The sequence below is a fragment of the Gordonia sp. NPDC127522 genome (assembly GCF_042672305.1).
Taxonomy (GTDB): Bacteria; Actinomycetota; Actinomycetes; order Mycobacteriales; family Mycobacteriaceae; genus Gordonia; species Gordonia hongkongensis.
The window spans coordinates 1-15448 of sequence record NZ_JBHXVK010000005.1; the positions used below are offsets into that span (position 1 = coordinate 1).

At 70.8% G+C, this 15448-nt stretch carries 12 protein-coding genes; 5 read left to right on the forward strand and 7 right to left on the reverse strand.

Annotated features, from left to right (window positions below):
- Positions 1-41: 41 nt before the first annotated feature.
- Genes ACFVHY_RS11615 through ACFVHY_RS11630 form a run of 4 tightly spaced genes read right to left on the reverse strand, consistent with a single transcriptional unit; the run spans position 42 to position 5569 of the window.
- Complete coding sequence (locus tag ACFVHY_RS11615; RefSeq protein ID WP_390271876.1) at positions 42-1340, reverse strand: glycosyltransferase; 1299 nt, start codon at positions 1338-1340, stop codon at positions 42-44.
- Positions 1337-2719, reverse strand: a complete 1383-nt coding sequence (locus ACFVHY_RS11620) for a hypothetical protein (RefSeq protein WP_390271878.1) — start codon at positions 2717-2719, stop codon at positions 1337-1339. The genes ACFVHY_RS11615 and ACFVHY_RS11620 overlap by 4 nt, the downstream gene beginning before the upstream one ends.
- Before the next feature lie 31 nt (positions 2720-2750).
- The gene (locus tag ACFVHY_RS11625; protein ID WP_390271880.1) at positions 2751-4220 is read right to left on the reverse strand and encodes a hypothetical protein; all 1470 of its coding nucleotides are present in this window, start codon (positions 4218-4220) and stop codon (positions 2751-2753) included.
- Positions 4217-5569 (reverse strand): glycosyltransferase, encoded by a 1353-nt coding sequence (locus ACFVHY_RS11630; RefSeq protein ID WP_390271882.1) that lies wholly within the window; start codon positions 5567-5569, stop codon positions 4217-4219. The genes ACFVHY_RS11625 and ACFVHY_RS11630 overlap by 4 nt, the downstream gene beginning before the upstream one ends.
- Positions 5570-5748: 179 nt before the next feature.
- On the opposite strand from ACFVHY_RS11630, the gene ACFVHY_RS11635 reads away from it, so the two are divergent.
- Positions 5749-7080 (forward strand): glycosyltransferase, encoded by a 1332-nt coding sequence (locus tag ACFVHY_RS11635; RefSeq protein WP_390271884.1) that lies wholly within the window; start codon positions 5749-5751, stop codon positions 7078-7080.
- 28 nt (positions 7081-7108) lie between these two features.
- On the opposite strand, the gene ACFVHY_RS11640 is transcribed toward ACFVHY_RS11635, so the two are convergent.
- From ACFVHY_RS11640 to ACFVHY_RS11650, 3 genes are read right to left on the reverse strand one after another with little or no spacing between them, the layout of a single operon-like run.
- Positions 7109-7987, reverse strand: coding sequence for a glycosyltransferase family 2 protein (locus ACFVHY_RS11640; protein WP_390271886.1), 879 nt, complete (start codon positions 7985-7987; stop codon positions 7109-7111).
- A gap of 39 nt (positions 7988-8026) precedes the next feature.
- The gene (locus ACFVHY_RS11645) at positions 8027-8857 is read right to left on the reverse strand and encodes an ABC transporter permease (protein ID WP_269554203.1); all 831 of its coding nucleotides are present in this window, start codon (positions 8855-8857) and stop codon (positions 8027-8029) included.
- Positions 8854-9855: an ATP-binding cassette domain-containing protein gene (locus ACFVHY_RS11650; RefSeq protein ID WP_390271888.1), complete on the reverse strand. Its 1002-nt coding sequence runs from the start codon at positions 9853-9855 to the stop codon at positions 8854-8856. The genes ACFVHY_RS11645 and ACFVHY_RS11650 overlap by 4 nt, the downstream gene beginning before the upstream one ends.
- A 600-nt stretch (positions 9856-10455) precedes the next feature.
- Between ACFVHY_RS11650 and ACFVHY_RS11655 the strand changes: the two genes are divergently transcribed.
- The 4 genes from ACFVHY_RS11655 (at position 10456) to ACFVHY_RS11670 (ending at position 15434) form a co-directional block, all read left to right on the forward strand.
- Positions 10456-11913 (forward strand): condensation domain-containing protein, encoded by a 1458-nt coding sequence (locus ACFVHY_RS11655; RefSeq protein ID WP_390271890.1) that lies wholly within the window; start codon positions 10456-10458, stop codon positions 11911-11913.
- A 16-nt stretch (positions 11914-11929) separates the two neighbouring features.
- Positions 11930-13426: a condensation domain-containing protein gene (locus ACFVHY_RS11660; protein ID WP_390271892.1), complete on the forward strand. Its 1497-nt coding sequence runs from the start codon at positions 11930-11932 to the stop codon at positions 13424-13426.
- Positions 13427-14851, forward strand: coding sequence for a condensation domain-containing protein (locus ACFVHY_RS11665; protein ID WP_390271894.1), 1425 nt, complete (start codon positions 13427-13429; stop codon positions 14849-14851).
- A 103-nt stretch (positions 14852-14954) separates the two neighbouring features.
- Positions 14955-15434 carry a DUF4383 domain-containing protein gene (locus ACFVHY_RS11670; protein ID WP_065632816.1) on the forward strand — a complete coding sequence of 160 codons (480 nt, stop codon included), beginning with the start codon at positions 14955-14957 and terminating at the stop codon, positions 15432-15434.
- Positions 15435-15448 lie beyond the last annotated feature (14 nt).

Genomic DNA, 15448 nt, shown 5'->3' on the forward strand with positions numbered 1-15448 from the left:
CCGACCCGAGCGGGTCGGTGGCCGCAGTCGTCATGTGGGTTCTAGGTCAGCCGGGCTTCGCAGATGTCGGCGGCCGCCGCGACGGCCTTGTCGGCGGGCGTCATCCGGCGGGCGAGAGCAGCAGCGGCCGAACGGGTTCCGTCGTCGAACAGGACCGCGAGACCCGCGCGCGCATCGTCGTCGGTGACACTCGACAGCCGGACGGCCGCCCCGACGCCCAGGGCACGGACCCGTTCGCCCCAGAACGGCTGATCGGCGGTGACCGCGCAGACCAGGGTGGGGAGGCCGGCCCGCAGACTCGCCGCGGTGGTGCCGGCGCCGCCGTGATGGACCGCGGCCGCGCATCGCGGCAGGACCGACGCGTGGTCGACACCCGCGACGTGGAACACGTCCGGGTCGTCGGGATCGACTCCGGTCGGATCTCCCATGGCGATGAGGCAGCGCACCCCCTGGGCACGGGCGGCTGTCCGCCAGCGGGTGATCAGAGCCTCCGGGTCGAGGATCGGCATGCTGCCGAAGGTGACGAACAGCGGGGGTTCACCGGCCTCGAGCCAGCGCGCGAGATCGGTTGCCTCGGCGTCGATCTCGGAGATACCCGCCCGGCTTCCCGCGGGCAGGTCGAAGAATCCGACGACGGGTTTGCGATCGTCCCACTCCGCGGCGAGGCCCGGCACCATCTCCGCGTCGTAGGCCTGGATCTGGGGGATCCGCTCGGCGCTCAACCGTCGCGCCAGCGGTCGCCGGCTCGGGGCCAGGCCGATCCGGCGACGGAAGCGGTTCTCGTTCCACCCCGTCGCGGCCCAGGTCAGCCGGTCGGCGAGGCGCCAGGAGCGCCGCTTCCAGTCCGGCGACCAACTGTCGGTGAGTCCCGGTACGGCGCCGAGGAGTCCGTTCTCCGACATCGGGCCGTATCTCAGCACGGTCAGCGGGATGCCCAGATGTTCGGCGACCGCCAGCCCGCGGTCCTGGCACAGCGGCGCGACGACGAGGAGGTCGGTGTCGCGCAGCGGCGCCGTACCCGCGATGAAGAGTCGCTCGAGGGCGGCGTCCAGGGCGTCGAATCCGCCGCGGACCGTCCGCAACGCAAACGCCATCCGCGCCAATGGGTTACGACTGTTGCGCGCCGACCGCGCATCCTCCGACGACCACGCGGTGTCGGAGTCGAGACCGATCTCGTGGACATCCCGCACGCCCGTTGCCCGCGCGAGACCGGCCAGGTTCGGTGGGACGAGGGCGCTCACCCGGTGGCCGCGCACCTGGAGTTCGAGGGCGAGGCAGATACCGGGCTGGATGTCGCCCCGGCTGCCGTACAGGACGATCGCGATGTGTGCCGGCGTCACCAGAATCGATGCCCGATCCGCCAGGCGGTCAACTCGTCGGCGATCAGTGTGCGCAGCCGGACGGGATCGCCGAAATCGTCGGGGTCGATGCCGAAGAAGGTGAGCGTGACGGTGTCGCCGTAGGTGACCGCCCAGGCGGCGACCGCCGGGCCGCGTTCGCGCCGCTCCTGGGCGGGCATCCCCTGCATCACCGCGCGGATGGCGAACCGGGACGCCGTGTGACCACCGATCCGCATCGCCGAGTCGGGCGTGGCCCCGAGATTCGACACGGTGGTGTCGGGTCCGGGGATTCCGCGCATCAACCGACCGATGAGTCGTCTCGGCAGAATGCGCACGATCGGCTGCAGGTTGTCGGCGGCCTGATCGGCCCCGGACTCGGCGTAGTCGACGAAGGCCCGTTTGCTCGACGACCGGATGGCGGTGAGGTCGGCGTCCGGCTCGACGGGGTCGGCAAGGCGGATCCACACCCCGCCCGACGCATTGGCGCGATTGTCGTCGTCGCCGTGCCGCTTGCTGACCGCGATGCACACCTTCATCGGTCCGTCGAGCGGGCGACCCGAACGGTGCACGATACCGGCGAGCAAGGCGGTGAACAGGGAGTTGCCGGTGCCGCCGTGCTCGGTGGCGCGCGCGGCCCATTCGGTTGCCGAGACGTCGACCGTCGCCAGCGTGGTGTCCGGCTCGGGCGCGGACCGCGGTCTCGCCGGACGCGTGGTACGCGACGAACCCGGCGCGGATCGGGTGTCGGCGGACCCGGTGTCGGTGCCTCGCGCCGCCCGGGCCTCGCGGATCAGGATTCGCGCTGATCGGGCGGCTGCGCGCACCGACTCGGCGGCGTCGGCGGCGTCGGCGCGGACCGCCTCCCAGGAGTGTCCGCTGACGGGAGCGGGCAGACCGGCGGTGCGGCCCGCCGCGGCGTCGGCCACCAGCCGGTAGAGGCCGTGACCGTCGGTGATCATGTGGGAGGCGAGCAGGGACACCGCCCGCCCGCCGCCGCGGATCCGGGCCGAGTCGAGCTGCCAGCCCGTTCCCCGCACGGGATCGAGACGGCTCGCGCGGAGGACGGCGTCGGCCCACTCCCCGACGGCGTCGGCCTCGACGACCGGCACCGGCCCGGGGTGGACTGGCAGCGGCGATCGCACCCAGCGGTGCCTGGCGAACGGGACCCGACGGCGCGACACCGCACGGTGTAGCGGCCCGGCCGCGAGTCCGGCGCGCAACGACTCGATCGCCGCGTCCCCCGGGTCGTCGTCGAAGACCCAGGTGATCTGGATGGGCGCACCCATCCCGAACAGTTCCGCGACGAGCAGGTACGACTCGTCGGGGCCGGTCACGCGGAGTACCTCGGCGCGACGGGTGTCGGTTGCCGTTGCCGTCACGTGTGCTCCTCAGCTTCACGAGGTGACATGATCACCAGATCTCATGGGGCAGACCCCAGGCCGTCAGTTCCCGGTCGAGCAGGTCCGCGACCACCGCGTCGGAGGGAAAACTCGTCTCGTCGCAACCGAGCACGGTGAACGTCACCTGATCACGGGTGCGGACCAGCCACGACTGGACGCCGTCACCGAAGCGCTGGCCGACCGAGGCGTCGACGCCCTGAGCCATGCCGCGGAATGCGACCTTGCGCGCCGACCGCCCGCCGAGCACCGTCGCCTCCGGGGGGATGTCGCCGAGGTTGGAGATCACCGCGTCGGGAATCCCGTTGCCCGCGCTGACCAGCTTCACGATGACCGCGGGCGGCAGGAACCAGGCCAACGGCCGCAGGTGGATGTGCGGTGCCCGGCGGCCCTCCGACAGTCGGACGAAAGCCGCCTTGCACGTCGCCCGGATCCCGCCGAGATCGCCACCGGCGACCGGCTCGTCGGTGAGGTACACCGACACACCGGCGATCGGGTTGGACCGGGTGTCCGCCTCGCTCTCACGACGGTCGACCGGCACCCCGACCTTGATCGGATTCGGCAGCGGCGCATGGCCACTGGAGCGCAGCAAGCCGCTGACCACCGCGATGAACAGAGTGTTCGCGGTGCCGTCGTGCTCGGCGGCGACCCGGTCGAAGTCCGTCGCGGGGACCGTCGCGGTCGCCCAGGTGAAGTCGGCGGCCGGCGACCGTTCGGCTATCGGCGCACGGACCGGACGCGGGTCGGGTTCGGGGCCACCGGCCTTGCGCTGCTCGAGTGCCGCCCGCACGAGCCCGGCGAGGACCGCGCCGGCCTGCGACCCGGCGTCGGCGAGGTCGCCGATCCGCTGCCGCCGCCACGAGACCGGCGGACGCGTCGTCGCCGCCGGATCGGCCCCGGACGCCCGGTCCGCGTCGCGAGCCAGTGGCACCTCCGACGCCGAGGCGGCCTCGGCGGCCGCCGCGAGCATGCCGCGACCGTCGGTGACGACGTGCAGGGCACAGAGGGACACCACCGTTCCACCCGACGCGGTGGGCGCCGACCGCAGGCGCCAGCACCGCCCGCCCTCGGCGTCGAGGGGAACCGAGGACATCTCGGCGGTCGCCCAGTCGTCGATCTTCGCCTCCGACACCGGTCGGCTGTCGGCGGCCAGCCCGGGTGCGTCGGGCGCGGCAATCCACCGCGGGCGGGCTCCGACGACATCCGGTACGACGAGCATGCGGTTGAGGCGCCCTCGCGCGAACGCGGCGTTCATCGCGGTCAGCGTCTCGATCGAGACCTCCTCGTCGAACACCCACACGAGCTGGAGCACCACCGACCAGCCGAGTGCCGGCGTGACGAACCAGAACGGGGCGTCCTCGGAGGTCAGGCGCTCGCCTCGGATCGCCGCCCGCTCGTCGCGGAGCCGGGCTGCGAGGCCACGCAGACCCGGTGCCCGCCCGGCGTCGGGTTGTTCTGCCATGGGCGACTTCGTCGTCGTCATACGTCCACCTTCGTTGCGCTGTGACTGTGTGGTCCCTGTGGGAGCCGTGGCCCCGTGCTCGAGCTTGTCACCGAACGCTCGATCTCGCGCACGGCGTCCCCGAGCGCCACATCCTCGGCCACCAGGGCGTCGCGGAGCCGTCCGGACCGCTCGGCGGCTGCGGGATCGAGCATCGACGCGACGGCGTCGGTCAACCGGTCCACGTCCAGGTCCCGTCCCGCGCGGGCCATGGGCATCGCCACGCCGACCCCCAGGCGTTCGAGTTCGGCGCCCCAGAACGGCTGATCCGCGCCGTACCAGCAGACGACCGACGGCCGGCCCGCGCGCAGAACGGCCGCCGTGGTTCCGGCGCCGCCGTGGTGGACCACCACCGCGCATCGGCCGAAGACCGTGCGGTGATCGACCTGGGACTCGATCCGCACCGCCTCGGATGCGATCTCGGCCCGGACCTCGGCGTCCAGTTCGGTCCAGCCGGCGCACACCAGGACTCGTCGACCGAGCCGCCGACCGAGTTCGGTGACGACGCGTAAGGTGGCCGCCTCTCCCCGCAGCGGCATGCTCCCGAATCCGACATAGATCGGGGCGTCCCCGGCGTCGAGCCAGGACGTGAGCGCGTCGGACCCGGCGACGGGCTGGTCTGCCGGCGATCCGAGGAAACCGACCGTCGGACGACGACGAACCGCGGAGTCGGCGGTCCATCTGCGTTCGTGCTCTACGCCGAACATCGGGTCGTAGGCCTGCAATTCGAGGCCGGGCGCTGCCCGCAGTCGGGCGGCGTAGGAAGCCGACGACCCGGGCGACCCGAGGTGCATGCGCAGCCGGCGCTCACGCCGTCGGGTGAGGACGGCGAACGCGGCGTCGTAGGCGGCCCATTGCGTCCGGACGGCACGCGGTCCGCCCGGGAGTTGACCGGGCACCGGTGCGACCCGACTGTTACGCCGCACCGGCGCGTGATGAAGGGAGATCAGGGGGACGCCGGCGGACTCGGCGAAGGCGAGAGCGGGCTGTTCGGTGATCAATCCCGTGACGATGACATCGGCACCGTCGACGACCCCGGCCATGTCGGAGACGAGCTGGTCCCACCCGGCGTTCCGGAGCGACAGCAGCACGCGCAGCCGTCGCAGCGGATGACGGCCGGCCTGCTTCCGGGCTCGCGCCACCGACTCGAGGTGGGCCCGGGTGTCCACGCCGAGACGCACGACCTCGAGCCCGGTGATGCCGTCTGCCCACTCCAGAGCCGGCCCGATCATGTTGGGCGGCACCCCGAGACGGACGTCGTGTCCGCGCCGCGCGAGCGCGCAGGCCAGCACCGTCGCCGGTTGGACGTCCCCGCGGGTTCCGTTGATCACGAACGAGATCCTCATGCCGACCGCCCGGTGATCCTGGTTCCCGGCCGGGTGGTGATCCCGGTCTCCGGCCGCGCGCCGCAGTGGCCGACCGTGTTTAGAATCGGTCCCGATCCGCCACCGCCGGGCACGGGTCGCCCATCCGACCGCACCCAGACGTGAGGGGTTCGACGTTGAGGTTCGTGATCGCAGTCAACGGCAGTCGCGGCGATGCCCAGCCGGCCGTCGCCCTGGCCGCCGAGCTCGTGGGCCGGGGCCATACGGCGACTCTCGCGCTGCCACCCGACCTGGTCGACTTCGGCAGCGGCGCAGGGGTTCCCACCGAGTCGTACGGGTCGAGCACCCGTGCCCTGCTCGACTCCGAGATGGTCCGGGAGGACATGCGGTCGAAGAACCCCCGGACCCGGTTGCGTGCGGTGTCGGCGATGTCGGTGCGGGATGGCCGGGCGATGCAGCAGCGGTTGCTCGAACTCGCCGACGGCGCGGATGCGATCATCGCGAGCAGCGCCGGTCAGGAACGCGCCCACAATGTCTCGGCGGTCCTCGGCATCCCCCACATCCCGTTGCACTACTGCCCCATCCGGCGCAACAGCTCGGTGTCGTTGCTCGCGCACCTGGGTATCGACGCCCCGGCGATCGTCAACGACCTGAGCTGGCGCGGGGCCGAACGCGCCCTGTGGCTCGCCACCCGCTCGGCGGAGACCACGCTGCGGGCCGATCTCGGACTGTCGCCGCTGAACCACCCGTATTCCGAACTCATCGGCCGTACCGGCGTTCCCGAGATCCAGGCCTACGATCCGGCCCTCTTCGACGGACTCGCGACCCAGTGGGGCCGGCGCCGGCCGCTGGTCGGGTTCTTCACCCTTGCGGCCGCGCAACGCGCCGGGGTGGGCGACGCCGGACTGGACGGGGCCTCGGGAGCGGGGACGCTGGCCGACTGGCTCGACGCCGGCGACGCCCCGGTGTACGTCGGCTTCGGCAGTATGCTGCCCGCCGACCCCGACGGTCTGGCCGATGCATTCCGGACCGCAGCGCGGCGACTCGGGATCCGCCTGCTGGTGTCGGGCGGCTGGAGCGGTTTCATGTCGACCGAAACCGGCGCTGCCGCATCCGAATCCGAGGCAGCGGGACTCACGGACGCGATCCGCGTCGTCGGACACGTCGATCACGACACCGTGCTGCCGCGGTGCCGGGCCGCGGTCCACCACGGCGGCGCGGGTTCGGTGGCCGCCGGGTTGCGTGCCGGCCTGCCGACGCTGATCACGTGGGTCGGCGCCGATCAGCCGATCTGGGGCCGGGCGGTGAGCAAGGCCGCGGTCGGGGCCACGCTGCCGATGGCGCGGGTGACATCGGAGTCGCTGATCGGCGCCCTCGACACGATCCTGGACACCGAGGTCCGGGGACGGTCCGCCGAGCTCCGCAGTCGGCTCATCGCCCCCGACGAGGCCGTACACGCGGCGGCCGACATCGTCGAGGACACGATGCTTGTCACGACGGTGCGCGGCGCCGGCTGATCCCGGAACGCCGACCGACCGCCCGACCCTATGGGAGGACTCGATCGGAACCACCGCCCCGCAACAGGTTTCGCGGGTCGACACGCCCGGTCCGGGAGTCGTAGGACCGCAACACGACGAGTCGTAGCGCATGCGCGACCGTGATTGCGGGCACGTACACCGCCGCCGAACCCGCTGCCAACCCGAAGCGACGGTGCAGCAGGAACGTGCGCGGCAGGAAACTCATGTAGCGGACGAACGGCACCATGCCGGTCTCCATCCGGCGCGGTGACACCCCGACGGTCAGCGAGCGGAGAAACGCGTTACGACCCCCGGCGTCACCGACACACAGTCCCATGTCGACGTCTTCGAAGATGTTGCGGCGCATGCTGACACGGTCCCGGATCCGCACCCAGGTCGCACGGCGCAGCACCATGTTCGAGCCGTACAGGACAGGCACCTCGGACACGGACTGCTCGCCCCGCAACTTGTTCAGCGGGTGCAGCCGGGTCTTCCACCGGTCCAACCTGCCGGCGAGCGGCACGTCGTAGGCCTCCCCTCGCCCGCACAGGGCCGCCCAGTCACCGCGGACATCCGCGGTGAAGAACTCCACGATCGTCCGCGCCCAGTCCGGCGGCACCCGGGTGTCGGCGTCGATGCGGGCGATGAGATCACCGGTCGCCGCGTCGAGTCCGGCGTTGCGCGCGTAGACCAACCCCTGTCGTGCTTCGTCGATCACCCGGACACGGGGATCAGCCGAACACCAGGCATCGATCACCGCCCGGCCGCCGTCGGTCGAGTTGTTGTCCACCACCACGATCTCGGTGATCTGGTCGAACTGTGCGGCCAGGCGGGTCAGGCAGTCGCCGATCGTGTCCTCCTCGTCGAAGACCGGGACGACCACCGAGAAGGTGAGCGGCGTGCCCATGATGGCTACTCCTTGCGCTGATCGGTTCGGTGCGGACACTCAGGTCCGCCGCATGTAGGTCCGCAGGGTCACCGGCACCACGACGGCGAGGACCGCCGCCGCGCCCACGAGCGTGTAGGCGATGTCGGTTCCCACGTCCTCGCCCGCGGCCAGTCCGCGCGCCGCCGTGACGAGATGGGAGACCGGATTCGCCGACGCACAGGCCTGCATCCACCCGGGCATGGTGTCGATCGGGACGAGGGCGTTCGACACGAAGGTGATCGGCATCAGCACGAGCATCGAGACGCCTTGGACGGTCGACGCCTTGTCGAGCAGGACGCCGAGCAGCGCGAAGATCCAGCTCAGCGAGAATGCCACCACCACGATCAGGACGCAGGCGACCGCGACCCCCACGGGGCTCGCCGGCCGGTACCCCATGATCACCCCGACGCAGACCGTGATGGCCGAGGCCACCACGTACCGCAACGTGTTGGCCACCAGTGCGCCGGCCAGCGGCGCGATGCGCGCGATCGGCAGCGACTTGAACCGGTCGAACACCCCGCGATCGAGGTCCTCGCGCAGCTGGACGCCGGTGACCACCGACGCCGCGACACACACCTGGACCAGTACGCCGGGAATGAGCAGCGGCAGGTAGCCCACCACGTTCCCGGCGATCGCGCCGCCGAAGATCGAGGAGAACATGACCGTGAACACGATGGGAAGCACGATGACGTCGAACAGCTGCTGCGGGTTGTGTTTGATCTTCAGCAGGCCACGATGGGTCATGGTGAGTGACTGCATCACCGCGGCGGTCGGCCGAACCCGGTCGTGGGGTTCAGCCGGGGCGTCGCCGGCGGCGAGTGCGCTCGGCTGCAGGGAACCGGTGGTCATGCGCGGGCTCCCGCCGAATCCGCCTGTGCCGCCATCGGTGCCGATCGCGTGGGGTCGCCCCCGTCGGTCAGCGCGAAGAACACCTCGTCGAGGGTCGGGCGCACGACGTTGACCGACGTCAGCCCGAGCCCGCGCGCGCGGAGCGCACCGAGGATGTCGGCGAGGGGGTCGATGTCGGACATGGGCAGCACGAGGATGCCCTCGTCGCGCGCGATCGTCGCCTCGCCGTTCGCGGTGAACGGCGCGCACACCTCTGCCGCGGCGATCAGATCGTCCGCATCGGCCAATTCGAGTTTCACACTCATGTCGCCGACTCCGGCTTTCAATTCGTCGGCGGTCCCGTCGGCGACCACACGGCCGCGATCCATGACCGCGATGTGATCGGCGAGTTCATCGGCCTCGTCGAGATATTGGGTGGTCAGCAATACGGTCGAACCGCGCGACACCATCTCACGAACCGTCTGCCACATCTGCGCCCGCGTCCGTGGGTCGAGTCCGGTGGTCGGCTCGTCGAGGAACAGCAGGCGAGGCCGGGTGATCAGCGAAGCCGCGAGATCGAGGCGCCGGCGCATCCCGCCGGAGAAGTGCCCCACCCGGCGGGTGGCGACCGCACCCAGCCCGAATTCCTCGAGCAGTTCGTCGGCACGGACCCGGGCGCGGCGGCGCGACGAACCGATCAGACGACCGAAGATCATCAGGTTCTCGCGGGCGGTGAGATCCTCGTCGACCGAGGCATACTGCCCCGTGACCCCGATCAGCGATCGAACCGCCGTCGCCTCCGCGACGACGTCGTGCCCGAAGATCCGGGCGCCCCCGGCATCCGGGCGCAGCAAGGTCGCGAGCATGCGCACGGTGGTGGTCTTGCCCGCACCGTTGGTTCCGAGCAGGGCGAACACCCCGCCCGCGGGTACGTGGAGGTCGACGGCGTCGACAGCACGCGTCCCGCCGTACTGCTTGGTCAGACCGTGGGCCTCGATGGCCGGGACGGTCGTGGACATGGCACCCCCGATGCGTGTATTCGACTTCGAGTGGGCCCGCTCGCTCCGCTGCCGGCACCCTTCTCGGCCCACGGTAGGTGAGCTCTCCGGACGCCGCAACGTGACCTGTCCCGGCATACCGTGCTGCCCGGCAATGCATTTCGGCGCAACGCGGCCTGACCGCGCATTCCCTCCGATGCCACCCCTGTGCGGCAGCCGCTCGTCATGAGTTCTTTACATGAACGCAACGAAACGCCCTTGACCGCAGGGCCGAACACCCAATTCGGATCAAAAACCTCTGTCTCGCAGCGCGATTCCGACACCGACGGTGCGCCCGTGCACACCTGGACACCGTCCCCGTGATCAAGCTCACGGACTCCTGCCGCTGCACGTGTCCGATGTGACCGCTTAGGCTCGGTTCAGACACAGGCGGCCGTGATGCGGTCCGTTCGACCGGAGAGACCTCCGGGACGTCGTCGGACAAGGTCGTGCGCGTGCATCGGGGTACGGGCGATTCCTGTTGTCTCAGATCAGAACTCATGGGCCGGGGGGCCATGCCGGCGAAGGCATGGCATGGCGTCGCGGCCCGAGAACGGATGACCGACGCATGGACGACCGCGAATGAAGTTCACCGAACTGTCCGACTATCCCGTCCCGCCCGGGACGGTGACGATCTGGACACCGACCACACGCGCGGATTCCGCGGGCTGGCACACCGATCCGCGACCGTTCACCTACGACCAGTCCGCCTCGATACGACGGTCGACCGCCTGCGACTCCGACGAGGCCTCCTGGCTCGGGGCGGTTTTCGAGATCGACGACGATCTCGACGACGAGCACTTCGATGCCTGCCTGCGGGGGTGGATCACCCGGCACGAAGCCCTCCGCTCGACCTCCGACCCGACAGCCGACGACCCGCACGACGGCCGCCGCACCTACCGCGGAGCGCATCTCGGCGTCGACGCCGAGGCGGTCGGCGGATTCGACTCGGGGGACGACGTCCGCGAGCTGCTCACCGCGGTCTTCGACACCAGGCTCGCGCCGACGCGGTGGCCACACTGCATCGTGGCCACGATCGAGTCCGAGCGCGGCTTCACCGTCGCCTTCGCCGCCGACCACGTGGTGATGGATGCGTACTCGATCCTGTTGAGCATGAGCGAGATCCGCCGGCTCTACCTCTCCCCACGGCGCGGCTCGTCCACCGAGATGGCGGAGGTCGGCAGCCATCTCGACTTCAGCGTCCACGATCGGGCGGTGGGACTCGGACTCACCGTCGATCACCCCGTCGTCGCACGATGGCGCACCTTCCTGGACAGCTCCGCCGAGACCCCGGGCTTCGACCTCCCGCTGGTCCGTCCGCACCTGCAGACCCGGGACCGTGCGCGCACCCCGCGCCAGCGCGGCATCTCCGAGTATGTCGCCTCCGACAACCAGGCGACCTTCATGACCTCGGCAGCGCGTGCGCGCGGACACGGTACCCAGACCGCGGTGTTCGCCGCCCTCGCGGTCACCCTCCGCGCACTCACCGGCCGGGACACGCTGCGGCTCACGATGCCGATGCACACCCGATCCGAGGCACGGTATGCCGGGTCGGTCGGCTGGTATGTCGGTCTGGCGCCGCTCGAGGTCGACCTCACCGCCGCCCACACGTTCGACGACGCCCTCGACGCGACCGCGGCCGCCATCGACGCCGTGCGCCATCTGCCGTCCTTCCCCTATCAGCGCATCGTCGAACTGCTCGGTACCGGCGGCGAACCCGAGTTCGTGGTGTCGTATCTCGACATCCGCCACGTCCCCGGGGCGGCCGAATGGGAGGCGGCCCGCGCGCAGATCCTGCGGGGCGGCTCACGGTCGGACCGCGAGGTCTACCTCTGGATCGCGCGTGTACCCGGCGGGATCACCCTGTCCGCCCGGCATCCCGGCCATGACCCCGCCGACGCGAGCATCCGCGACCTCCTCACGACGTACGCGACCGTCCTGCGAGTACTCGCCACCACCGGCACCGGACTGCCCCTGTCCTCCTACACCCACGCGAACTTCGCCGGCGCCACCGCGATCGACGGCGCCCGCCCCGCATGACCGACGAGAGGACCCGATGAGAATCACGGCCATGGGCAACTGGCGCCCACAACCGGGAACCGCCGTGCGATTCGATCCGACCGAGGCGTGCCGCGCGGCCGCGGCGGCCACTCCCGTCCACACCGCACCGGTGACCTTCCTGGCCCAGAACCACGTCCGCGGTGCTGCGGTGGCCCGGGCCGCGGGCCGTACCCATCGCGGATACCTGGGATCGGGCACGGAGATCGACGGCGACCTCGACACCGCGGCACTCGGGACCGCCCTGACGCTCTTCGTCCGGCGACACGAGGTGCTGCGCACCTGGTTCGAATGCCGCGACGGAGAGGTCACCGCCCATGTCGTCGACCCGTCCGACATCGAGTTCGAGGCACACGTCGACGGCGAACTGGCGAGCACCGAGGACATCCACCCCTATCTCGTCGACCGATTCGACCGCGAGACCCCGAGCGACTCCTTCCCCGGCTTCTCCTTCGGAGCCGTCCGCCGCCCGGGCGGCTTCGCCATCTTCCTGGCGTGCGATCACGCGCTCTCCGACGGCGCCTCACAGGCCCTCGCCCTCGACGAGATCGCGCAGATCTACGCCGAACTGATCCGGCCGGACGGGCACGGCCACCCCGAGCCGGACCCCGCGACGCCGGCCGCCGGGAGTTACTTCGCCTATGCGGCCGCGGAAGCGGAGGTGACTGCCGTGCATCTGGCCGGGTCGCCCCAGACCAGGGCGTGGCAGGACATCTTCCGACGCCACGACCTGCAGATGCCGCGCTTCCCACTGGACCTCGGGCTGGGGCCGGGAGAAACAGCGCAGGTGGCCGGGGTCGAGGTCTCACTGCTCGATCGTGCCGGCATCGTCGCCTTCGACGCCGTCTGCCGGGCGGCGGGGGGTCGGTTCGTCGACGGCATCTACGCCGCCATCGCCGTCGCGGACCGGGAACTGGCCGGCGCCGACGACTACTACGGCATGACGGTGTTCAACACGCGTGCCGCGCTCGACGGGTACGCGACGTCGCAGGGATGGTTCTGCAACTTCGCCCCGGTCGAGTTCTCCCTCGCCGGCGCGTCGACGTTCTCCGAACTCATCCCGGCGGCCCATGCGGCCCGTCGCCGCGCTCGTGACCTGGCCGGCGTCCCGGTCGCCGCCGCACTGGCCGCCATCGCCGCCGCCGGGGCCACCCCGGACGCGATCATCACCGCACCGAACCTGTTGTCGTACATAGACTTCCGCTGGTTCCCCGGCACCTCGCGCGAGGCCTTCCGGCGCGGTGCGCTGTTCACCGGGGAGGGGCGCACGGCCAACGCGTCGGCGTGGATCAATCGCGATCACGACGAGCTCTACCTGGGTAGCCAGATCCCGGGCACGCCCTTCGCCGAGTCGGTGGCCCGGCCCTACTACGAGCGGCTACGCGACATCATGACCGACATCGCCGCGACCGGCGATCGGCGAATCCAGGCACCGGCGGCCGGTTCCGGGCGAGCTGCCCCGGCCACCGACACGGCGCTACGCAGAGGAGCGTGAGTGGGCGTGCACGTCACCACCATCGATCGCTACTGCCCACCCGCCGGCGAGCTGCTGACCTGGACCGTGGACGTCTCGGCCGCCCGGCCCGAGATGTCCGACGTACCACCGTCGTTCAACCAGACCGTGCACCTGGCCACGGCCGGTGACTCGAGTACGTGGCTGGCCGCCGCGTTCACCGTCCGCGGGCGCGTGGACCGTGCGGCGCTCGGGTCCGCCTACCGGGCGCTCATCGCCCGGCACGGCACCCTGCGGTCGTCGTTCTCGGCGGGGCCCGCGGGAATCCGGCGACACGCATACGATCCGGACGACCTGGTCCTGCACCTCGGCAGCGTGGTCGACACGACCGCCGACACCATCCTACGCGACCGGCTTCGCGACACCCTCGATCACGCGTGTCACCCCTTCGGTTACCCCGCGTTCCTGTTCGCGGCAATCGACCGCGACGACGCGTCGACGATCATCTGCGGATTCGACCACTCCCATGTGGATGCCTACTCGATCTCCATCGTCATCGACGACCTGCACCGGTTGTACGACGGATACCGTTGGCACGGCCAGCTTTTCGATCCCACCGCCCTCGCGATGAGCGGGAGTTTCGTCGACTTCTGCGCCGCGGAGTCACAAGCGCCCCCGGTCGCACTGTCCGACCCGCGGATGCGCCGATGGCTCCGGTTCTTCGACGACCGGGACGGCACACTGCCCACCTTCCCGCTGGATCTCGGGGTCGAACCCGGCGCCACCGCGCCACAGGCCACCGAGGTGCGCGCACTCCTCGACCGGCGGGCGACGGAGCAGTTCGCCGAGTTGTGCCGGCGCAGCGGCGCGAGCGTGTTCGGCGGGACGCTGGCCGCGATGGCCGACGCCGTGCGCCGCTGCGGCGGCGGACCCGAACTACCCCTTCTGTTCCCGATGCACACCCGACGGGAAGAGAGGTGGCGCAACGCAGTCGGATGGTTCACCACCAATGCCCCGCTGCGGGTCGTGGGCACCGGCGATCTGCTGGAGACGATCCGGCGTACCGGGCCCGAACTCCGTCGCGCGGTCACGCTCGGCGAGGTTCCCGTCCCACAGGTGATCGAGGCGATGGGCGGACTCCGTCGCACACGCTCGGACATCTTCATGGTGTCCTATGTCGACTACCGGCTGCTGCCCGGCGCCGACCGACACCGGACCATCGACGCCCACCACATCTCGAACGCGACCACCGCCGACGACGCGCAGTTCTGGATCTCGCGCACGGACGACGGACTCGCGCTGCGGGCCCGGCACCCCGACACGCTGACCGCGCACCGCACCATCCGCCGGTTCACCGACGAGCTGATCCGCACCCTGCAAGCGGGCGTCGAACTCACGGCGGTCGGCGACACCGACATCCAGGAGCTGGACGGAGGCGCGGACACCGCGCACGTGGTCGGTCTCTGACCACCAGGTTTGAGAGGTCGCGAGGGGGATACTCCCCAGTCGTCCCCTGCCGTGGTGAAGAACCCGCCGCGACGATCCAGGTCTCTTCCGGAGGTCGGCTCTCATGACATCTGCGAACGCGCGAACCGCCCGGTCACCCATCCAGATCGCGGCACTGGCGGTCGGTGCGGTGTTCCTTCTCGTCGGCATCCTGGGTTTCATCCCGGGCATCACCACCGGCTACGACACCCTCACCTTCGCCGGCCATCATTCCGAGGCCGCCCTCCTGGGGATCTTCCAGGTGTCGGTTCTGCACAACATCGTCCACCTGCTCTTCGGCGTGGCGGGCATCCTGATGGCGCGGACGGCGTCCTCGTCGTTCCTCTACCTCGTGGCCGGCGGCGCGGTGTACCTGGTGCTCTGGGTGTACGGACTCCTGATCGACCACCACAGCGCCGCCAACTTCGTCCCGGTGAACACCGCCGACAACTGGCTGCACTTCGTACTCGGCGTCGGGATGGTCGGTCTCGGCCTGCTCCTGCGCGGTCGTTCGGTCCCAACCGGCACCCGTCGCACGGGACCGGTCGGCGGTCAGCGGATCTGAACCCGGTCGCCGGC